This window comes from Halococcus sediminicola, from assembly GCF_000755245.1.
GTDB classification, from domain to species: Archaea; Halobacteriota; Halobacteria; order Halobacteriales; family Halococcaceae; genus Halococcus; species Halococcus sediminicola.
The window spans coordinates 753,493-773,050 of record NZ_BBMP01000022.1 but is presented as its reverse complement, the minus strand read 5'-3'; the positions used below and the strand labels follow the sequence as shown (position 1 = coordinate 773,050).

Sequence of the window (19,558 nt, the reverse complement as noted above, 5' to 3'; positions counted from 1 at the left end):
GACGAGCGAACGAGCGCAGCAAGTGAGCGAATCGGTTGGGGAGGAATGTGGGCCGTGCAGTACGGTGGCGGTTTCTCATTGTCGTCGGCTTTCGCAGCGTTGCGGTAGCATCGAACACGACGCCGACAGCAGGTTTCAAACGAAGATCGAGACCGTTCGATTCAGGCCAGTTCGATGTCGTCGATGTCGAAATGACGCTCCGCCAGCCGGCGAGCGGTCTCGATGGTCTCCCCGTTTCGTCCGATGGCGACGCCGGTGTCGGCCCGATCGACCTCGGCGTAGGCCACGGTCGAAGCGTTCTCGCTGATGGTCACGTTGTGCACCACCGCGGGTGCGAGGGCGTTGGCGACGAACAACTCGGGCGTGTCGGCGTGCTCGACGAGCGAAACGCGCTTGTCGAGTCGCTCTTCGACCTGTGCGACGGTCGTCCCGTCGGGACCGATGGCGTCGCCCATCTCGCCGGCGGCCACCAGAAAGCAGACGCGCCCGTCGCCGACGAGACAGTCGACGGCGTTCGCACCCGTCACATCCTCGAACAGGGCGATGTGGCGGAGTGCGGTATCCGAAAGCGTGACACGCATGATGAGTGAGGTGTTCGCAGTCGAAACGCGCTCAGTCCGCGCGACCGGAGTCGTCGGTGGTCGCACCGCCCATCCGCAGGTTCACGTCACCGGTGCCGAGTTTGATGGGTTTGCCGACGATGACGTTCTCGGTCACGCCGTTGAGGTCGTCGACCTCGCCGTGGACCGCGGCGTCGAGCAGGTGATTGACGGTGACCTCGAAGGCCGCGCGCGCGAGCACCGAATCCTTGTTGCCCGAAATGCCGTGGCGACCGATGGACTCGATGGTCCCCTCGGCGGTCATGATGTCCGCCACAAGCATCAGATGTCTGATGTTCACGTCGCCCAGTCCCTGCTCTTCGAGGGTGTTCATCGTCTCGTCGATGATGGTCTCGCGGGCGGCCTCCACACCCAGGTTCCGATACACTTCGTGGATGTTGTTGCAGGTCGTCCGCGAGGCGTCGACGCCCTCGATGTCGAGGACGTCGCCGAAGGCCGACCCCTCGGTGTAGAGGATGAACTCCTCGCCGTTTTCGAGTTCTTCCTTCCTGATGACGACCCGCGAGACCTCTTCGAGACCTTTGAAGACGATCTCGCGGAGTTCCTCGACCAACTGGAGTAATCTTCGGTAACTCGGCTGTTCGGGACCGAACTCGACGGTGGTCCCCGATTGCGTGACTTCCACGCCCAGCGAGTCCTCGATGATCTCGGCGACCGTCTCGGCCGACAGCATCCGCTCGTCGAGGGTCTGCTCGTTCAGGTTCACCTGCACGAGCATGTCCGCGACGTTCGTCGAGACGTCGCCGAGCGCCAGGATGCGCGTCGATTCGATGTTCCAAACGACCTCGTGAGCCATCTCCCGTTCGTCTGCGTACTCGTCGTCGAGATACACCGTCATCATCGGCGTATCGGGCGTCTTCCGGGCGTCGACGAGTTCGATGAGCCTGGGCAGCCCCTGCGTGACGTCGATCTCGGCGACACCCGCGTAGTGGAACGTGTTCATCGTCATCTGCGTTCCCGGCTCGCCGATCGACTGTGCGGAGACGGTACCGACGGGATCGAGCGGCTCGACGCGCGTGTCGAGATAGCGCGATTCGACGGCTTCGGCGATCGAGACCGCCTGCTCGTCGGTGACGTCGCGCGCCTCGATGCTCTCGTAGACCTCCTCTTTGAGTCGCTTCGGGAGGTCGGTCGCCTCGACGGTGCTCTCTATTTCACTATCGATCTCAGTCATCGCCCACCTCCGGAACGTCGATGGGCGCACTCGGCTGGTCGCGGTCCATGCGGTCGTCGGCGCTCTCCGAAAGGTTCGTTGCCCGGTCGACGAACGACGCGCCGTCGTCCTCGAACTCCGCGGCGAGCACGCTGTCGGCGATCGCATCGACGTCGATCTCGTTGTCGTCGCTCGACGAGACCTTCACCGGACTCGTGTTGTCCTCGCCGAACTCGAACTGGACGATGTTGTCCGAGGTGTCTCTGACTGTGCCGTCGTACTGCGTTTCGAGTTCGGAGAGCGCGTTGATGAGTCGGCGCTGGAGATAGCCCGACTTCGAGGTTCGCACTGCGGTATCGACCAGCCCCTCGCGGCCACCCATCGCGTGGAAGAAGAATTCTCTAGGAGTGAGCCCGCTCCGGTAGGAGTCCTCGACGAAACCGTGAGCCTCCGCCGAGAGGTCGTTCGGCTCGTAGTGACTCAGCGTGCGGTCCTCGTAGCCACGGTTGATGCGTTCACCACGAACGGCCTGCTGACCCACACAGGCGGCCATCTGCGTGAGATTGAGCATCGAGCCACGCGCGCCCGACTCGGCCATGATGACCGCCGGGTTGTCCTCGTCGAAGTGCTCGTCGGCGATGTCGCCCGCCGCGTCGCGGGCCTTCCCGAGCGTCTGCATGATCTTCATTTCGAGGGTCTCGTCGACGGTTCTGCCGGGCAGGCTTTCGAGGTCGCCGTTCTCGTAGGTGGCGATGAGTTCCTCGACGCGCTCGTAAGCGTTGTCCATACTCTCGCCGATCTGTGCCTCGGCGGCGTCGGGGATCGACTCGTCGTCGATGCCGATGGAGAAACCGAAGTGCATGATCGCGCGCATCGCCAGCGAGGCGACCTCGTTGATGAACACGCGAGCGCGCGTCTCACCGTACTGCTTGACGATGGTGTCGACGATCTCGCCGCCGAACGCCCCGACGGCGTCTTCGTCGACCGTGCCCTCGACGAGTTCGCCGTCCTCGATGACGACCGTGTCGCCGGTCGAACTCGTGAATTCGAGGGTCAGCGCACTCGGCAGCAGTTCGGAAAAGATGGTCCGACCGCTCCAGTACGGTCTCCCCTGCTCGTCCTCGCCGTCGTCCTCGGGCAACGTATCGACGCCCGTCGCACGCAGCAAGTCGAGCGCCTGCGTCTCGTTGAACCGCGGGATGCCGCCCGTCGTGGAGTCGTCGTGAGTCAGGAGATAGGTACCCGAAACGTGGTCCTGGATCGCGCCGATGATGTTCTCGCCGAACCGGGGGCTCAGGATCTGCTCTTGGACCCGCATCAGGACCCGCGCCTCCGCACGCGCCTCCTCGTTCTGGAGGGCGTGCATGTTCATCTCGTCGCCGTCGAAGTCAGCATTATAGGGCGGACAGACCACGGTGTTGAGCCGGAACGTCTTGTACGGCATCACGACCACCTCGTGGGCCATGATACTCATTCGGTGGAGCGACGGCTGGCGGTTGAAGATCACGATGTCCCCATCGGAGAGATGGCGCTGGACCTGCCAGCCCGGCTCGATGCGCTCGGCGAGCTCGTCTTTGGCCTGGTCGAGGATCTTCATCACCTTCCCGTCGGGCCGGATGACGCGGTTCGCGCCCGGGTGCGTCTCGGCACCGTTCCGGACGTACTGGCGCGCCTCTTCGAGGTTCTGCTCGTTGACGTTCATCGTCTGGGTCATCTCGCTTGCGACCCGTTCGGGAACGCCGACCTCGTTCAGACTCAGAGTGGGGTCCGGCGAGATCACTGTGCGGGCCGAGAAGTTCACGCGCTTGCCCGAGAGGCTCCCACGGAACCGGCCCTCCTTGCCCTTCAGCCGCTGGGAGAGCGTTTTGAGAGGCCGGCCGGAGCGGTGACGCGCCGGCGGCGTGCCCGATATCTCGTTGTCCATAAAGGTCGTCACGTGGTACTGGAGCAGTTCCCAGAGGTCCTCGATGATCAACTGCGGGGCACCCGCCTCACGGTTCTCCATGAACCGCTGGTTGATGCGGATGATGTCGACCAGTTTGTGCGTCAGGTCGTCCTCGCTCCGCTGACCGTTGTCCAGCGTGATGGAGGGTCGTGCCGTCACCGGCGGCACCGGAAGCACAGTCAGAATCATCCATTCCGGCCGCGAGCGCTCCGAGTTGATGCCCAGTACCTCGACGTCCTCGTCGGGGATGTCCTCGAACCAATCCCGAATATCGCTCGGCATCAGTTTGTTGAGGTCCTCCTCGGAGAGATCCACATCGAGCGCGCGTTCGATGGCCTTCCGGCTCTCCTCGCGCGGGCGGAACTCCCCACCCAGAATCTCGTTGATCCGCGACAGCTCGATGTCGGTCGTGTCGGCGAGTTCCTGTGGCGAGGTCGCCGGCCGGTCTTCCTCCTCGTCGGGCTGCATCGCCTCGGCGATGAGCTGGGGATACTCGGCGGCGAGCACGTCCTGGACCTCGTAGTAGGTCGTCGGCTTCTCGTGTTGGACGTCGTACTGCTCTGCGCCACAGAACGGACAGCGGTCGGTCTTTCTGGCCTGCCGGATGGCAGCCTTCGTCACGTCGTTGACGTCGTTGTCGAGATCGCGCGCCCGCTGGAGGCGCTCGGCGAACTCGTCGCGCTCGTGCTCGTCGAGCAGCAGATGCGAACACTCGCGACAGGTCCCTCGCAGGAGCCGCCGGATGAGCTTTGTGAAGCCGACGTGGATGACGGGCGCGGCGAGTTCGATGTGGCCGAAGTGGCCATTACACGACCCCGAGTGTTGGCCGCAGGTCTTGCACTCCAGTCCGGGGTCGATCACACCCAGACGCGGGTCCATCAGCCCCATGTCGATGGGGTAGCCGTCGTCGTCGTAGGTGTCGGCGGTGATGATCTTCGTCGCGCTCATGTCGCGGTACTCCTCCGGGTTCATCAGCCCGAAGTCGATCGCGCCGATCTCTTTGGGGGTTGCGTTGGTGCTCATGTGTTGTTGGTAGTAGTGGTAGTACAGCTAGACCGCATCCAGCAGTTCGAGCCGCGGGGCGATGCCCAGAGCTTTCATCTCGTCGAGCAGGAGCTTGAAGGCGTAGCTCATCTCGATCTCGTGGATGTCGGTCTCCTCGCCGCAGTTTGGACAGTACACCCGGCGTTGCTCGACGTTCTCGACCGCGCTCATCCCGCAGTTCCCGCAGACGTAGATGAACTCTCGATCCGATTCGTCGAGCAGGCGCTCTTTGAGCGCCATCGCCGCACCGTGCCCGATTAAAACATCCCGTTCCATCTCGCCGACCCGCAGGCCACCCTCGCGGGCGCGCCCTTCGGTGGGCTGACGAGTGAGGACCTGCACCGGTCCCCGGGAACGGGCGTGGATCTTGTTCGAGACCATGTGATAGAGTTTCTGATAGAAAATGGTCCCCATGAAGATCTCCGCGTCGATCTTCTCGCCCGTGACGCCCGAGTACATGATCTCCTTGCCGCTCGAATCGAAGCCGTGCTCTTCGAGCGACGAGCGGAGTTCCTCTTCGTCCTCGCCGGTGAAGGCCGTCCCGTCGACCCGGCGGCCCTCCAAGGAACCGACCTTGCCGCCGAGCATCTCCAGAACGTGACCGACGGTCATCCGCGAGGGCAGTGCGTGCGGGTTGATGACGAGGTCGGGCACGACGCCCTCCTCGGTGAATGGCATGTCCTCTTGGGGCGCAATGTGGCCCACCACGCCCTTCTGACCGTGCCGGGAGGCGAACTTGTCGCCGAGTTCGGGAATCCGCTGGTCCCGGACCGAGACCTTCGAGAGCTTCGAGCCGTCCTCGCCCTGCATCAGCGTCACCGTGTCCACGATGCCCGACTCGCCCGAGCGCATCGTGACACTCGTCTCGCGGCGCTTCTGTGGGGAGAGTCCGCCCATGTCGTTGGGCTCTTCGAGGAATCGTGGAGGGCTGGTCTTCCCGAGCAACACGGCGCTCTCGCCGACCTGTGTTTCGGGGTTTACGAGTCCATCCTCGTCGAGATGGCTGTAGGCCTCCTCGCCATGTGCACCGCGCACATCGTCGTCGGGGATTTCAAACCTATCCTCCTGTCCGCCCGGATACCGACGCTCCTCGCCCTCGTAGGTGCGGAAGAAGTGTGAGCGCGCGAGCGCGCGGTCGACCGACCCCTCGTTGAGCACGAGCGCGTCCTCGATGTTGAACCCCTCGTAGCTCATGACGGCAACGACGAAGTTCTGGGCGGCCGGCCGGTCGTCGTAGCCGATCTGTTCGGTGGTCTGGGTCTTGACCATCGACAGCTGCGGGTAGTGCAGTAGATGCTGGCGCGTGTCCGGGCGGATGCGGTAGTTCGCCGAAGGCAACCCGAGCGACTGCTTGATCATCCCCGCACCCATCGTGATCCGGGGCGAGGCGTTGTGCTCTGGGTACGGGATCATCCCCGCACCGATGCCGAAGATGAGTTGGGGATCGATTTCGAGGTGGGTGTGATTGTCCGTGAGGTCCTCTTCGTCGACACCCACGAGGATGTCCTCTTCCTCCTCGGCGTCGATGAACTCGATGTACCCCCGCTCGACGAGGTCCTCGAACTCGGTCTCCCCGTCGACGAGCGACTCGACCTCCGATTCGGTGATGAGCGGCTCGCCGTTCTCGACGATGATGAGCGGTCTGCGCGCCCGTCCCGCGTCGGCGTTGATGATTATCTCGTTGGTACCGTCCTTGACCGAGACGTTCACCGTTCCCGCGACGTCGCCGCGCCGGCGCGCCTCGCGGACTTGGGTGGCGAGCTGTTCGGGGTCGGCGTGCGTGCCGACCAAACTACCATTGACGTAGACTTTCGCGTCGCGTGCGTGGCTTTGGCTGCTCATATCAATCTGCGCTCGGTGTGACGCCCTCGATGCCGGGAATCCCCTCGACCCCCATCGACGACAGTTCGCGTTTGAGTTCCCGTTCGTCCTCGACGTCCTGCGACAGCTCCATCGCCTGCGCGAAGTTCTTCACGAGCCCACAGTTCGGCCCTTCCGGCGTCTCGGAGGGACAGATGCGCCCCCACTGGGTGGCGTGCAGGTCCCGCGCTTCGAAGTGTGGCTGGCTCCGCGAGAGCGGGCTACGCAGCCGTCGGAGGTGCGAGAGCACGCCCATGTAGTCGGTCCGGTCCACGAGCTGCGACACTCCAGAACGGCCACCGACCCAGTTGCCGGTCGCGATCGGATGTTCGAGCCGCTCGGTCAGCACGTCGGAACGAACGACCGTGTTGACCGACAACTGCCGATTGCGCATGTTCGCCCGTTCGAGCTGGTATTTCACGTCGCGCGCGAGTTTGTTCAGCGCCGTGCGGAACAGGTCGGTCATCAGGTCGCCCGACACTTTGAGGCGCTTGTTCGCGTAGTGGTCCTTGTCGTCGGCTTCTCGCCTGTCGAGAGCGAGTTCGAAGCAGGCTTCGGCCATCCGACAGAGGTAGAAGGCCTTGTTGATGCGCACGTCCTCGTCGTCGACGCCCTCCTCATGGAGATGGGGCAGGAGGTATCGATCGATGACGTAGTTCGCCCGCTTCAACTGGTAGTTCTTGCCCTGGCCCGAGGCGACGCGCTCGCCGAGGGTCTCGATGGCCGCTTCCTCGGTCTGGACCTCCGCCGTTTCGAGGTTTTCGAGCATGAACTTCACGACTTCGGGGTCATCCGAGACCCGGTGAACGATCTCCTCGTCGGATTCGAGACCGAGCGCGCGCACAAGAGTCACGAAGTCGATCGATCCCGAGACGCTCGGGAAGGACACTTCGAGCAGCCCCTCACGATTGCGCTCACAGAGCACCAGCGCGCGGTAGCCACGGCGCTGGCTGAACGTCTTGGCGACCTGGATCTCGTCGCCGTACTTCGAGTCGTACTCAGCGAGAATCTTGTTGGGTGCGAGGTCCTCGCTGGTCATCAGCACGCGCTCGGAGCCGTTCACGATGAAGTAGCCACCGGGGTCGGCGGGGTCCTCGCCGAGTTCGATGAGCTCTTCGTCGGAGGCGTCGGCGATGTTACACTTGTCCGAGCCGACCATGATCGGCATGCGCCCGATCTGGGTTTCCGTGGTATCGACGACGCGCTCTTCTTCTTCCTCGCCGCCGACGACGACCGCCATCTCCATGAAGACGGGCGCGGCGTACGTGATGTTCCTGAGTCGTGCCTCCTGGGGGTTGAGCCGTTCTTCGCTCCCGTCGGCCTCGCGGACGCGGGGTGTGACCACCCGCACATCGCCGAGTTCGACGAAGACCGGCTCCTCGCCTTCTTTGTCGCCGATGTCCGTGTCGATGGTCTCCTTCTCGTCGACGACCTGCTGCATGCCGCCGTTGAGAAAGGCGTTGAACGAACTGAAGTGGTGTTCTGCGAGCCGTTCACGGGAGAAGTACTCCCTCGATATCGAGCGTCTTGTTTCCCTGTTCATTATTCGATGACGAGTCGGTAGACCACCGCGCGGTCGGTCGTTCGTGAGTCCCGTTCGATGCGGACGACGTCGCCGGTTGCCGCCTCGTCGGGCAGCGCCGGGTCCGTACGCTTTATCTTCGGGAGGTCGGTGCGACTGATGTCGTACTCCGCGAGCAGCGCGTCGATTTCGTCGTCGTCCTCGACGAGCGTGTGCTCGGGAACGAGCGTGTGCTGGCTGACCTCTACCATGTGTACCTATCCGGGGGAGAAGTTGCTATCACGAGAGACTACAGATCCTATTCGACGGGGAAACTTAAGCGTTGCTGCCGACGAACCGTTCGCGTTCGTCGGCGACGCGGCCGGTGCTTTCGCGCTCACCCACATCGAGGCGGCCACGGGATATAGCGTTTTGGGCCCCGGAGTCGGCAGCGTTTGAAAACCCTTAAGGGTGTATCCGGAATACGAGGGAGTGTTGCCCGGGTGGTGTAGTGGCCCATCATATCACCCTGTCACGGTGATGACGCGGGTTCAAATCCCGCCTCGGGCGCTTTCTGTCGACGCTAACTCGTCAGCGAGAAGCAGGCAGGACCGAATCGCAGACCGACGCGAGCGGCGAATACCGGTGGTTTATGTGTTCTCGAACGGACGGACCACACAATGTACGATCTGCGGCAGCTGCGGCGCGCACTCGCCGAACCGAAACTCTTCGTCCGCGAACTGAATCGACTCTACCACACCCGGCTCCACCGCCGGACGTACAACCCGGACGGCGTCGACGTCATGGCGGCCGACTGGGACAACCTCCTCATCCTCGATGCCTGCCGGTATGACGCCTTCGCGGCGCGGTCGGATCTGCCCGGGACCCTCGAACGCCGGCGCTCGCGCGGGTCGATGACCAGCGAGTTCTTCAAGGCCAACTTCGACGGCCGCGAGATGCACGACACGGTGTACGTGGCCGCGACGCCGATGCTCTACTGGAATCGTAACCGTGGCGACGTCGACGCGACCTTCCACGCCGAAATCAACGTTTGGCGCGACGGCTGGGACGACGAGTTCAACACGGTCCGTCCCGAGACGGCCGCCGAGCACGCGAAACGCGCCGCCGAGGAGTACCCCGACAAGCGCCTGTTCGTCCACTTCCTCCAGCCACACTTCCCGGCCATCGGCCCGACCGGCCGCGAACACCCCGAACTCAACGACCTGCGAGCGTGGGACGCCGTCAATAGCGGGAGACTCGATCTCTCCGATACGGCGCTCCGGCGCGCGTTCGTCGAGAACCTCGATGCGGTGCTCCCGCACGTCGAGGACCTCCTCGAAACGCTCGGCGGCAAGACGGTCGTCACTGCCGATCACGGCCAGATGATCGGCGAGCGATCGTTCCCGATTCCCTTCCGCGAGTACGGCCACCCGCCGGGCATCTACACCGACGAACTGCTCTCGGTGCCGTGGCTCACCCACACCAACGGCTCGCGCCGGGAGGTCGTCGCCGAGGAACCCGAGCACGAACCCGAGCGCGGCGACGAAACGGAGCCGGCGGACATGAACATGGACAGCGACGTGGTGGCCGACCGGCTCGAAGACCTCGGCTACAAGATGTGACTCTCTACTCGTCGATGGGTCGAATCACGGCCGATAGCGTCGTACGTCCGTAGCGCCAGCGGAGAAGGAGTGCTTTTCAGGGCGACGTGGTGGTCGACCAACGGAGGGCGACCGCTCGAATGCCTCGAATCGATAGCGCGCAAGAACGGGACGACCCCGCGGAGTGTCGTTACCCCTCGAGCGTCTCGGGGTCGGTGGTGATCGAGACCGAGTCCTCGATCGACGCCTGCAGCAGGCTGCCGGTGTACGTGTACTCGTCGCGGAAGCTGCCGACGCCGCCCGAGACCGAGCTGCCGTCGTCGGCGATCGGATCGGTCGAGTCGTCGGCGTGTTCGAGCGTGCCGGTGACTTCGAGCGAGTAGTCGGTACCGCTGTCGTCGTCGCCCATCACGGTGATGGTCTTCTCGTCGCCGTCGAGCTTGATGGTCGCGCGGTCCTCGATTTCGAGTGCGACGATCTCGCCCTCGTACTCGTAGGCGTCACGCCACTCGTTGACGCCGCCCGAGGCGGTCTTGCCGGAGATCTCGTCGTTCGAGTCCTGTGTCGCGTCGCCGGTTCCGGCCTTCTCGATGTCGCCGCTCGTCTGGACCTCGTAGGGGATGCGTCCGCCCGACGAGTCGGTGTCGGTGACGACGAAGTTCGCGCTGTCGGAGGGTTCGGGAACCTCGGACTCATCGATGTCGCCGCTCAGTTCCTCGTCGGAGCCTGCACCGTCGTCCTTCGAGGAGTCGCTCGAATCGTCTTCCGAGGAATCACTCGACGAGTCCTCCGACGAGTCGTCGGAATCGTCCGACGAATCGGACTCGTCGCTAGAACTGTCACTCGATTCGGTCGATTCCTCGTCCGAGGAATCACTCGACGAGTCCTCCGACGAGTCGTCGGAATCGTCCGACGAGCTCTCAGTGTCGTCCGACGACGATTCGTCCGTCGACGAGTCATCGGACGAGCCACTGTAGCTCGACGAACCGAGGCTCGGGGCGGGGCAGGTGCCGCTCTTTTCGATCCCGCTGACGCTCACGCCGCCGCCGTTGATGCGGACCGCCTGTGCGCTCGCGTTGATGGTGCAGTTCGTGACCGTGCTGCCGTCACAGTTGTCGAGCGCGAGACCCGTCCGGCCACTGCCGGTCTGCTGGATGCAGCAGCCTTCGACGGTCGTTCCGGGACGGTCCTCGATGAGGACGCCGACCCAGTCGGTCGCGTCGCCGGTGACGCTCACGTTTCGGAGCGTGGCGCCACCGGAACCGCCCGACTTCGCGCGGATCGAGTAGCCCTGCGGGTTGTACTCGACGCGCGTGTCTTCGATGGTGAACTCGCCGTAGTTGCCGAATATCTGGATCCCGCCGTCGGCGTTGACGTTCGGACCGACGCGGATGTCACAGTTGCGGACGACGGCACCGGAGCCGCCGCGGTCGCTTTCGAGGCGGATGCCCGAGCCGTTGAGCATGTCCTCGGGGTTCGGCGAGCGGCTGTCGGAGACGTCGGTCTCGATGGTCGCGCCGTCGACGTAGCTGCCCGAGCTACCGATGCGGACCTGCGAGAGGTCGTTGTTCTTGTAGGTGCCGCCCTCGACCTTCACTACGCCGGGGGTGCGGCTGGCGTAGACGCCGTTGTTCGAGAATCCCTCGACGTTGCAGTTACGCAGCGTGACGGTCCCTGCGTGTTCCTGGCCGATCCAGACACCGGTGCGGGCGTAGGCACCCATCCGGCCCTCGTTGTGCGCGACGAGGTTCGAGACCGTCCCCTCGCCACCGGAGGAACGCACCATCGGCGTGAACGCGTCCTCGGCGCTGTCGCTCGATTCGAGGCTCTGGCCGGTGATGGTGACGTCGTGAACTTCGAGTCCGTCGTCGGGGGCGACCTGGATGTTCGGGGTCGCGCCGCTCTGGTCGATGGTGATGTTCTCGACCAGTGCGCCCGTTCCACCGTTGATGGCCAGCAGCTTGTCGTCGAAGTCGCTGGGAACGGTGAAGGTGACGTCGCCCTCGCCGAGAATACCGACGTTCCCGCCGCTAATGACGTTCTTCTCGGTGAATTTGTACGTTCCCGACGGGAACTTGAGTAGTGTGTTGCTGCCCGCGGCCGACTGGAGCGCGCCGTCACACGCCTCGTTGCCGTTCGGGTCCGCGCCGGCCTCGACCATATCCACGACGTTGTCGAAGCTGATCCCGTGGCGCTCGGTCGCCGCCGCCCCCTCCCCGGAGAGCAGCGGTACCGACACGGCGGCCGCGCCGGCGGCCTTCAGGTACGATCGTCGGCTCGGTGCGAAACTCTCCTCTGTGCTATCGCTATCGTTGCGTACTCCGTCGCGTGGCATCGTCTGGTCATTAGGCATTTGTAAAATACCGCTTCTGGCCAGTTAGTTACACTTACGTATTTTTCAGTTTCCATAGACAGCATTTCGTCTCGAATCGAGATAAATGCACTTTCGTTTTCTTTGTAAGAATTCCTCTGGCGGCGTTGAGACCGGGGAGTGTGCGCGAATGGTAGTCGGTGTCATGACACGGTAACGGCCGCCACGGGCCTCGTTGCCGGCGAGCGGCTACGTGGAATCCCAGTCGATCCAGTCGTGTTCCCAGCCGTTGCGCCGCTGAGCGCTCGCTCGTGTGCGCTCGCGGTCTTCCCGTACGGTCCTGTTGCGCTCGACGGCATCGGACTGTTCGCCCTCGACGAGTAGCGGCGCGAACCGCACCGGGCCGAACCGCTCGCGCCCGCCCCCTTCGTCGACGGCGACGAGCGACTGCTCGTGGTTCCCCACGGGCGCGACGAGCCGTCCGCCAGGGGCGAGCTGCTCGACGAGCGCGTGCGGCGGTCGCACCACGGCGGCTTCGAGGAGCACCCGGTCGAACGGTGCGTACTCCGGAAGGCCGTGTGCCCCGTCGCGCCTGTCGACGAGCACGCCGCCGTAGCCCGCCCGCGCGAGGTTCGTCCGTGCATCGACTACGAGACGCCGGGCGATATCGACCGCGTGGACGTGCTCCTGCCCCGTGATCTCGGCGGCCACCGCGGCCGTGTAGCCGACGCCAGCGCCGACGACGAGCACGCTGTCGCCAGGCGCGGGCGCGAGTGCCTCGAACAGGCGTGCCACGGTGCTCGGCGCGAGCACGCGCGTGTTCGCGTGTTCGGTGGTCCGGTCGGCGTAGGCCGCACGCTCCTCGGCGAGGAACTCGTGGCGCGGCACGTTCCGCATCGCCACGCTGAGCGCGCCGCTCTCGACGACGCCCTTGCTCTCGTGTTCGAGACCGTCGACCATGTCCTCGCGCACCGCCGCAGGCTCCATACCTGCATTCTCGCTTCGCGCCGCCTTGAATCACGTGCCTGCAGTCGTGTTCGCGTCCCCGGCCGTTCAGGGCTTACTCGCTGCGTGATACGGCTGGCTGGCGATGGTCGTTCCCAGCGCTTCGAGCGAGGGTCGCTCGTCGCCCGCGAACCGGCTGACGACGGCGAGCACCTCCGCGCGCGAGATCTTCACCCCACCCTCCCGAAGCACGTCCTCGGCGTTCGCGTCGAGTTCGCGCAGCGTGCCGAGCGCGAGCAGGTAGGGTACCGCCCACGCCGCGAGCGTGTTGCCGTTCGTTTCGGGTGCGGCGTCGAGATACCGGCGGGCGTCGCCGGCGTAGTTTCGTGCCCGCCCGGCGACCCGTCGGATGACGCCCGCGACCGCCGCCGTGTTGTCCGAATCACAGACTCTCTCGGGGTCGACACCCGCCTCGCGGAGCCACGTCGCGGGGAGGTAGACGTTGTTCTCCTCGCGGTAGTCGTCGCTGACGTCTTTGGCGACGTTCACCAGTTGGAGCAGCAGCGAGAAGGCACGGTCGTGTTCGCGGAGTTCGCGGACCCGTTCGGGCGCGGCGTCGCGGGCGAGCAGGTTCGTCACGAGCGTGCCGACCGTGCCGGCGGCGTACCAGCAGTACTCTTCGAGTTCCTCGACCGTCTCGATACGAAGGCCATCGGTGTCGGCGTGGCGCTCGACGAACAGCGCCATCCCAGAGACGAGTTCGCGGATGGGGTCGAGCACCGCCGCGCGCGCGTCGGGTGCGAGCGCCTCGAACGCGCGGACCACGCGGGAGGCGTTAGCGACCACGCGCCAGTCCTCGCCGCCCTCGTCGGGGAGCCACGGGTCGACGGCTCGCTCGAACGCCGCGATATCGAGGTCGTCGTCGGGGTCGAGCGCGCGGTCGTAGGTGCGAAGCAGCGTGCTCTGTGTTTCCGGCGGGATGTGGCCGGCGTCCTCGATAGTGTCGGCGACCCGGCAGAGCAGGTAGCTCACACAGATCTGTGTCGCCATCGGTTCGTCAAGCAGGTCGACGGTGATGGCGAACGTTCGGGAGGTGCCGTCGAGCGCCTCGTGACACCACTCGCTCTCGGAACCGGTCGATGCATCGGTAATCATTGACGTTAGTTGGCGTCTGAGCTACAAAAGTCCTGAGAAAGGCACGGGCTTCGAGCGCCTCGGCCCGCACGAACGCCGAAAACGGGTAACCGTCACCTACTTTCAGATGCCACCCGAAGGGTGCACGATGGACGATCTCGAACGCCGGCGGGCGCTGGTCGAAGAGCGCCTCGAAGCGGTCTGTGAGGTGGTCGAACCCGACACGCTCGGCGCACGGATCGCCCACGCCGCGCTCTCGGGCGGCAAGCGCGTCCGCCCGACGGTCACGATGTTGGCCTGCGAGGCCGCCGGCGGCGACCCCGAGAGCGCGGTCGATTTCGCCGTCGGCATCGAACTCGTTCACACCGCTTCGCTGGTGGTCGACGACATCATCGACGACTCACCCGTCCGCCGGGGTACCGACAGCGCGTGGGCATCCTTCGGGTACGGCCCGGCGCTCATCACGTCGGATGGATTGCTCGGCGAGGCGTTCGCGCTGTTCGCGACCGACGAGCGCGCGATGGAGGTCGTCGCGGAGGCGCTGGTCGAACTCGGTGAAGGCGAAGCCACGGAACTCGTCGCCCATCCCACCACCGAAGACGAGTACATGGACCTCGCACGCCGGAAGACGGGCGCGCTCTTTCGAGCAGCGGCGGAACTGGGGGCGGTGGCGGCCGAGGCCGACGACCACACTGTGGAGGCGTTCGGCGAGTACGCCGAGGGCGTCGGAGTCGCCTTTCAGATACGCGACGACGTGCTCGACGCGACCGCCGACGCCGACGAACTCGGCAAGCCCACCGGACAGGACAGCGCGATGGAGCGCCCGTCGCTGGTCGAGATCACCGACCTCGAACCCGACGAAGGCACCGAGCGCGCCCGGCGGACGGCCGACGCGGCGCTGTCGGCACTCGATTCGGTCGCCGTGGCCGACGAGCAAGCGGCCGACTACCTCCGCGACCTCGCGGAGTTCGTCGTGGTGCGCGAGCGCTGAGCGCCGCGAAAAGAACCGAATCAGGCGTAGCGTTCGAGGTCCGGGCGGTCGAGGTCGGCGAGCACCTCGCCGGCGGTCTCGTCGAGCAGGCTCCGGCCCTCGGGCGTGATGCGGCGACCCTCGCCCTCGGCGGTCTCGACCAGTCCTTCCTCTTCGAGCTGCTGGAGCGCGGTACGGATGATCTTGCCGCTCCCCTCGGTGGATTTCGGCGGGGCGACCTGATATCTGTTCGAGCCACCCTTCGAGCCACCGTACGCGGTCGTGAGCCGGTCGACGCCGATCTCGCCGTCGATGGCCACACGCCGCAGGAGGCTCGCGGCGCGGGTCTGCCAGAAGTCGTCCTGTTCGGGCGGGAGTTCGCGGCCCGTGCCGGTCTTCACGTATCTCGCCCACTCGGGCCGTTCGACTGCTGCGGGAAGTTCCGCGGCGACGGCCTCGATGAGCGCGTTCGCCGGAACGTCGTAGAGCGTTGCCATACTCCCAAAACGCTCGGCGCGCGGTTTAAGCGCGTCGTTGTCCACTCGTATCGGGAGCCGCCACCGTCGGGTTCGGTGGTGACCGGCGGGAGTCGTCCGGTCAGCGGTCGGCAAGCACGGCCGCCGTGCCGCCGCCGACGACGGTGGGCAGTACGTAGGTCGCGCCGCGGTGGATGAGGACGGCGGCGGTCACGGTCGCCAGCGGCACGCCCGAGGTCGCGGTGACGAGCGCGCCGAGGACTAGTTCGACGCCACCCAGACCACCGGGAAGGGGCGTGACGCCGGCCATCGCCCCCGCCGGAATGGCCACGAGCACGACCGCCGCCGGGACGGTGTAGCCGAGCGCAAAGAGCGAGAGCCAGAGAGAGGTCGCGAGACCGACCCAGCCGGCCGCCGAGAAACCGAGCGCGAGCAGCAGTTCTCGGGGATTGGTGCCGACGCGCTCGACGGCCGTGAAGAAGCCCTCGATGCGGCGTTCGAGCGACTCGTGGGTCGGCGGGGAGAGTCGCGGCACGACCGCGCCGATCCGTCTGGCGAGCGGCGTCAGCACGTCGACGGCGGCCCGCTCGACGCGATAGCGGTTCGTCCAGCCGAAGTAGACCGCGAGCACCACGGCGACCGCGAAGCCGACGACCACGAACGAGACGAGTTCGAGGTTCTCGCCGAAGGTGATGGTGGTGGCGAAGTAGCCGAGTCCGATGAGCGCGAGCACGATGGAGGGGACGAAGTTCAGCGCGTCGACGCTGGCGATGGCCGCGAGTCCTGTTTCGTACTCGCTGTCGGAGGCCCGCGAGACCAGCAGCGCGCTCACCGGTTCGCCGCCGGCCTGCCCGAACGGCGTGACGTTGTTGGCGAAGGTCGCGCCCGCGAAGACGAGCACGGCCGCCGGTATCGTGATGGGCGCACCGAGCACGCCCAGTACCGTGCGCAGCGAGAGGCCCCACGCCGTGAGCCAGCAGGCCGCGACCCCGATCACGACGAGCACGACGGGCGGGTTGGCCATCGACAGCGCGTCGAGGATCTCCTCGATGCCGACGAGCCACGAGAGGACGGCGAGCGCGAAGAGCGCGCCCGCGAAACCGACGAGCGTCGCTCTGAGGTTGCCGCCGCGTATCATATTCGCCGAAGGACCGACCGTGGCATGAACCCTCCGAAACCCGCTCACGGCACGCACTCGGACGAACCGGACGGGTTTTGCCCCGCCGCTTTGTGAGAGGGGCATGGACGAACGGGCGGCGCTCGAACTGCTCTCGGGGCGCGTCACGGGGGCGGGCGACGACTGTGCGGTCCTCGACGAGTGGCTGCTCACGACCGACATGCTCCACGCGACGACCGACTTTCCGGCGGGCACCACCCGATACACCGCGGGCTGGCGGGCGGTCGCGGCCTCGCTGTCGGACGTGGCGGCGATGGGCGGGGCGGCCCGTGCGGCGGTCGCGGTCTACGCCGCCCCCGAACTCGACGAACACGAATTGACGGCGTTCGTCGCGGGTGCGAGCGACGTCTGCGAATCGGTCGATGCGGAGTACGTCGGCGGCGACCTCGACACACACGACGAGTTCACCACGGCGACGACGGTGCTCGGGCGAGCCGACGGTCCAGTACTTCGGTCGGGGGCGCAGGTGGGCGAGGCCGTCTGTGTGACCGGCACGCTCGGGCGGAGCGCGGCAGCGCTGGAGTTGTTCGAGGCGGGCGACATCGCGCGCGCGAACGAACTATTTCGGTTCGACCCTCGAATCGCGGCCGGGCGGGCAATCGGCCCCCACGCAGGTGCGATGATGGACGTAAGCGACGGTCTCGCGCGTTCGCTACACCAGTTGGCCGAGGCGAGCGGCTGCGGAATGTGTGTCAGTGGATCGCTACCCGTCGACGGGTCGGTCGAGGCGATCGCCGCCGACCCAGAGGAGAGCCGCGAGCTGGGCGTGTTCTTCGGCGAGGACTTCGAGTTGCTGTTCACCGTTCCCGAGACCACCCTCGAAGCGGTTCGTGAGGAGTCGCCCGTGGCCATCGCGCGCATCGGAACGGTCGTCGAGTCGGGCGTCACCCTCGACGGTGAGACACTCCCCGACCGCGGGTACACCCACGGGTAGCGGTGCACCGGCTAGCAGCGGTGTGGTCCTGGTGGATGAAGGGCGAAAAAGCGAGTGAAACGAGCGATTGAGGGCTTCGGCGGTGCTGTGCGTGGCGGTCGCGGGGAGCAGTCCTGTCCGCGCGAGTGCAGCGAGCGCGGTTCGCCGTGAACGAGCGCGGAGCGCGAGTGAGCGGGAGGTTTTTAGCGTAGATTTTTGCGAGGGGTTGAGCGTACGAGCGAAGCGAGTGCGCGAACCCCCGAAGTAAAAAGGTACGTGTTAGAGATCGATGTCGGCGGAGGTGTCGGCGCGCTCGAAGGTGACTTCCAGGATACCGTTGTTGTAGGTGGCGTTCGCCGACCGTTCGTCGACGCGAACCGGCAGCGAGACGCGCTCGTCGAACTCGTGACGGTCGCTCGCGGCCTCGATGGTGACGCGCCGGCCGTCGCAGGTGAGGTCGATGGCTTCCTTCGGGACGCCCGGCAGGTCGGCGATGACGCGCACGAGGTCGCCGTCCTCCTGGACGTCGACGTGGGCGTCGGTGCCCACGGTGTCGGTTCGAACGTCGACGTTGCCACCCATCATACCGTCCATCATCCGCTCGATCTCGCTGAAGATGTCGTCGAAGGGGTCGCGGTCGTCGCGGTCGCCCGGTTGCATGGCTATCGGTAGGCGCGCACGGGACAAAAGGGTTCGCGTCAGCGCGGTTGGCGCACTCATCCGACTTCGATATCGATCGATGCGAACCTCGCCGCGGCCCTCGCCGGCGAAAGTGTAGCAGGGGGTTCGACAGGCCCGCTCAGAGACCCATGTCGAGCGCGTCGTTCGTGGTTCGGATGCTCTCGTCGGCGTCGGCCGTGCCCGCCACCGCACGGACCGCGTCGACGTTCTCGGGCACGACGTCGGATTCCTGGTGGATGGCCTGAAAGAGATAGAGGTCGTCGCCCTCGACCGAAACCGACTCGCCCCAGATACAGTTCTCCCAGAGGTCGCCCCTTGGTCGGCCGGCATCGAGCGCGAACTCCTTCAGCTTCCCTGCGCCGTCGATGCCCATCCCCTCAGAAATTACGAACGTTCTCGACTGGCTTTCGAGCAACTCCCGTACGTCGTCGGCGGTGGCGTCCCCAGTCAGCGTGACGTTGATCGAGTGGGTGTGCATCAGCGTCGCGGGCACCTTGAGTCCTAAGGTATCGATAGCGAGGTCCGGGAAGATGGTCTGGACGTCGGGACCGTGGTGGGAGGGCAGCGTGCGCGGGTCGGGCAGGATGTCGTTGATGGGCCCCCGCGAACTCTGTGCGGGGTCGCCACCGCGCCGGACGAGCGTCGCGCGCACCTTTTCGATGCCGTATTCCTCTTCGAGCGGGGCGACCAGCCGCGATAACCCTGTGGTGTTGCACGAGACGACGCGCACGTGGTCGGTCCCCACGGCGTCGGCGAAGTTCGAGCGGGCGTTGAAGCTCGTGTCCACCAGATCGGCATCCTCGCCGCCCTGGTAGAGCGCAGGCGTGTCGTACTCGTCGTAGAGGGACTTGTTCTCCGCGCCGATACCCGAGGGCGTGGCGTCGACCATCACGTCCGCCGCCTCGACGAGTTCCTCGACCAGTCCCGCGAGGTCGATGCCGGCTTCCTCGAACTTTCCGGCGCGCTCCTCGATGGCGGCGTAGAGCGGATAACCCTTTTCGACGGCGCGTTCGGCCTCGAAGTTCGGTCGTGTCTTCGCTACGCCCACGAGTTCCATGTCCGGCTGGGCGACGACCGCGTCCGCGACGCGCTTGCCGATGGTGCCGTAGCCGTTGACGCCGACGCTGAGCATGTCTCGAACTCCTCGACCGACCGGGATAATCGTTTCTACTGTCGCCCGTTTTCCGGGTGAAATCGACCACGGCGGCTCGACGACGGTCGGAACTG

General features: G+C 65.6%; 16 protein-coding genes and 1 tRNA gene. 4 read left to right on the top strand and 13 right to left on the bottom strand.

Annotation, left to right across the window (positions count from 1 at the left end):
- Window positions 1–161: 161 nt before the first annotated feature.
- Genes ACP97_RS13260 through ACP97_RS13235 form a run of 6 tightly spaced genes read right to left on the bottom strand, consistent with a single transcriptional unit; the run spans window position 162 to window position 8,395 of the window.
- The gene (locus ACP97_RS13260) at window positions 162–581 is read right to left on the bottom strand and encodes a NusA-like transcription termination signal-binding factor (protein WP_049998515.1); all 420 of its coding nucleotides are present in this window, start codon (window positions 579–581) and stop codon (window positions 162–164) included.
- Between the two features lie 31 nt (window positions 582–612).
- Window positions 613–1,794, bottom strand: a complete 1,182-nt coding sequence (gene rpoA2 / locus ACP97_RS13255; RefSeq protein ID WP_049998268.1) for a DNA-directed RNA polymerase subunit A'' — start codon at window positions 1,792–1,794, stop codon at window positions 613–615.
- Window positions 1,787–4,741, bottom strand: coding sequence for a DNA-directed RNA polymerase subunit A' (locus tag ACP97_RS13250; protein WP_049998267.1), 2,955 nt, complete (start codon window positions 4,739–4,741; stop codon window positions 1,787–1,789). Before ACP97_RS13250 ends, rpoA2 begins: the two co-directional genes overlap by 8 nt.
- Window positions 4,742–4,768: 27 nt before the next feature.
- Window positions 4,769–6,604: a DNA-directed RNA polymerase subunit B gene (gene rpoB / locus ACP97_RS13245; protein ID WP_049998266.1), complete on the bottom strand. Its 1,836-nt coding sequence runs from the start codon at window positions 6,602–6,604 to the stop codon at window positions 4,769–4,771.
- A 1-nt stretch (window position 6,605) separates the two neighbouring features.
- Window positions 6,606–8,165, bottom strand: coding sequence for a DNA-directed RNA polymerase subunit B'' (locus ACP97_RS13240; RefSeq protein ID WP_049998265.1), 1,560 nt, complete (start codon window positions 8,163–8,165; stop codon window positions 6,606–6,608).
- Complete coding sequence (locus tag ACP97_RS13235) at window positions 8,165–8,395, bottom strand: DNA-directed RNA polymerase subunit H (protein ID WP_049998264.1); 231 nt, start codon at window positions 8,393–8,395, stop codon at window positions 8,165–8,167. Before ACP97_RS13235 ends, ACP97_RS13240 begins: the two co-directional genes overlap by 1 nt.
- 225 nt (window positions 8,396–8,620) lie before the next feature.
- Between ACP97_RS13235 and ACP97_RS13230 the strand changes: the two genes are divergently transcribed.
- Window positions 8,621–8,693: transfer RNA gene (locus ACP97_RS13230), tRNA-Asp, on the top strand.
- 110 nt (window positions 8,694–8,803) lie between these two features.
- Window positions 8,804–9,745: an alkaline phosphatase family protein gene (locus tag ACP97_RS13225; RefSeq protein ID WP_049998263.1), complete on the top strand. Its 942-nt coding sequence runs from the start codon at window positions 8,804–8,806 to the stop codon at window positions 9,743–9,745.
- Between the two features lie 169 nt (window positions 9,746–9,914).
- Here the strand turns inward: ACP97_RS13225 and ACP97_RS13220 are convergent, their stop codons facing one another.
- From ACP97_RS13220 to ACP97_RS13210, 3 genes are all read right to left on the bottom strand, one after another.
- Window positions 9,915–12,059: a right-handed parallel beta-helix repeat-containing protein gene (locus tag ACP97_RS13220; RefSeq protein WP_049998262.1), complete on the bottom strand. Its 2,145-nt coding sequence runs from the start codon at window positions 12,057–12,059 to the stop codon at window positions 9,915–9,917.
- Window positions 12,060–12,284: 225 nt separating this feature from the next.
- A complete protein-coding gene (locus tag ACP97_RS13215) occupies window positions 12,285–13,022 on the bottom strand; it encodes a protein-L-isoaspartate O-methyltransferase family protein (protein ID WP_049998261.1) in 738 nt (245 codons plus the stop codon).
- A 66-nt stretch (window positions 13,023–13,088) separates the two neighbouring features.
- Window positions 13,089–14,135: a phytoene/squalene synthase family protein gene (locus ACP97_RS13210; RefSeq protein WP_049998260.1), complete on the bottom strand. Its 1,047-nt coding sequence runs from the start codon at window positions 14,133–14,135 to the stop codon at window positions 13,089–13,091.
- A gap of 127 nt (window positions 14,136–14,262) precedes the next feature.
- Between ACP97_RS13210 and ACP97_RS13205 the strand changes: the two genes are divergently transcribed.
- Complete coding sequence (locus ACP97_RS13205) at window positions 14,263–15,105, top strand: polyprenyl synthetase family protein (protein ID WP_049998259.1); 843 nt, start codon at window positions 14,263–14,265, stop codon at window positions 15,103–15,105.
- Between the two features lie 20 nt (window positions 15,106–15,125).
- Here ACP97_RS13205 and ACP97_RS13200 read toward each other — a convergent pair whose 3' ends face one another.
- Window positions 15,126–15,581, bottom strand: coding sequence for a 30S ribosomal protein S19e (locus ACP97_RS13200; RefSeq protein ID WP_049998258.1), 456 nt, complete (start codon window positions 15,579–15,581; stop codon window positions 15,126–15,128).
- A gap of 100 nt (window positions 15,582–15,681) precedes the next feature.
- Window positions 15,682–16,698 (bottom strand): lysylphosphatidylglycerol synthase transmembrane domain-containing protein, encoded by a 1,017-nt coding sequence (locus ACP97_RS13195; protein WP_049998257.1) that lies wholly within the window; start codon window positions 16,696–16,698, stop codon window positions 15,682–15,684.
- Between the two features lie 103 nt (window positions 16,699–16,801).
- On the opposite strand from ACP97_RS13195, the gene thiL reads away from it, so the two are divergent.
- Window positions 16,802–17,671: a thiamine-phosphate kinase gene (gene thiL, locus ACP97_RS13190; RefSeq protein WP_049998256.1), complete on the top strand. Its 870-nt coding sequence runs from the start codon at window positions 16,802–16,804 to the stop codon at window positions 17,669–17,671.
- A 258-nt stretch (window positions 17,672–17,929) separates the two neighbouring features.
- On the opposite strand, the gene ACP97_RS13185 is transcribed toward thiL, so the two are convergent.
- Both ACP97_RS13185 and ACP97_RS13180 read right to left on the bottom strand, forming a co-directional pair.
- Window positions 17,930–18,310 carry an Hsp20/alpha crystallin family protein gene (locus ACP97_RS13185; protein WP_049998255.1) on the bottom strand — a complete coding sequence of 127 codons (381 nt, stop codon included), beginning with the start codon at window positions 18,308–18,310 and terminating at the stop codon, window positions 17,930–17,932.
- Window positions 18,311–18,449: 139 nt separating this feature from the next.
- Window positions 18,450–19,463 (bottom strand): type II glyceraldehyde-3-phosphate dehydrogenase, encoded by a 1,014-nt coding sequence (locus ACP97_RS13180; RefSeq protein ID WP_049998254.1) that lies wholly within the window; start codon window positions 19,461–19,463, stop codon window positions 18,450–18,452.
- Between the last annotated feature and the right edge of the window lie 95 nt (window positions 19,464–19,558).

Excerpts from the sequence above, each read along its gene's own strand:
- ACP97_RS13225 (WP_049998263.1), top strand. The coding sequence starts at position 8,804 with ATGTACGATCTGCGGCAGCTGCGGCGCGCACTCGCCGAACCGAAACTC.
- ACP97_RS13195 (WP_049998257.1), bottom strand. The coding sequence starts at position 16,698 with ATGATACGCGGCGGCAACCTCAGAGCGACGCTCGTCGGTTTCGCGGGC.
- ACP97_RS13180 (WP_049998254.1), bottom strand. The coding sequence starts at position 19,463 with ATGCTCAGCGTCGGCGTCAACGGCTACGGCACCATCGGCAAGCGCGTC.
- ACP97_RS13235 (WP_049998264.1), bottom strand. The coding sequence starts at position 8,395 with ATGGTAGAGGTCAGCCAGCACACGCTCGTTCCCGAGCACACGCTCGTC.
- ACP97_RS13250 (WP_049998267.1), bottom strand. The coding sequence starts at position 4,741 with ATGAGCACCAACGCAACCCCCAAAGAGATCGGCGCGATCGACTTCGGG.
- thiL (WP_049998256.1), top strand. The coding sequence starts at position 16,802 with ATGGACGAACGGGCGGCGCTCGAACTGCTCTCGGGGCGCGTCACGGGG.
- ACP97_RS13260 (WP_049998515.1), bottom strand. The coding sequence starts at position 581 with ATGCGTGTCACGCTTTCGGATACCGCACTCCGCCACATCGCCCTGTTC.
- ACP97_RS13185 (WP_049998255.1), bottom strand. The coding sequence starts at position 18,310 with ATGCAACCGGGCGACCGCGACGACCGCGACCCCTTCGACGACATCTTC.
- rpoA2 (WP_049998268.1), bottom strand. The coding sequence starts at position 1,794 with ATGACTGAGATCGATAGTGAAATAGAGAGCACCGTCGAGGCGACCGAC.
- rpoB (WP_049998266.1), bottom strand. The coding sequence starts at position 6,604 with ATGAGCAGCCAAAGCCACGCACGCGACGCGAAAGTCTACGTCAATGGT.
- ACP97_RS13215 (WP_049998261.1), bottom strand. The coding sequence starts at position 13,022 with ATGGAGCCTGCGGCGGTGCGCGAGGACATGGTCGACGGTCTCGAACAC.
- ACP97_RS13220 (WP_049998262.1), bottom strand. The coding sequence starts at position 12,059 with ATGCCACGCGACGGAGTACGCAACGATAGCGATAGCACAGAGGAGAGT.
- ACP97_RS13205 (WP_049998259.1), top strand. The coding sequence starts at position 14,263 with ATGGACGATCTCGAACGCCGGCGGGCGCTGGTCGAAGAGCGCCTCGAA.
- ACP97_RS13210 (WP_049998260.1), bottom strand. The coding sequence starts at position 14,135 with ATGATTACCGATGCATCGACCGGTTCCGAGAGCGAGTGGTGTCACGAG.
- ACP97_RS13240 (WP_049998265.1), bottom strand. The coding sequence starts at position 8,165 with ATGAACAGGGAAACAAGACGCTCGATATCGAGGGAGTACTTCTCCCGT.
- ACP97_RS13200 (WP_049998258.1), bottom strand. The coding sequence starts at position 15,581 with ATGGCAACGCTCTACGACGTTCCGGCGAACGCGCTCATCGAGGCCGTC.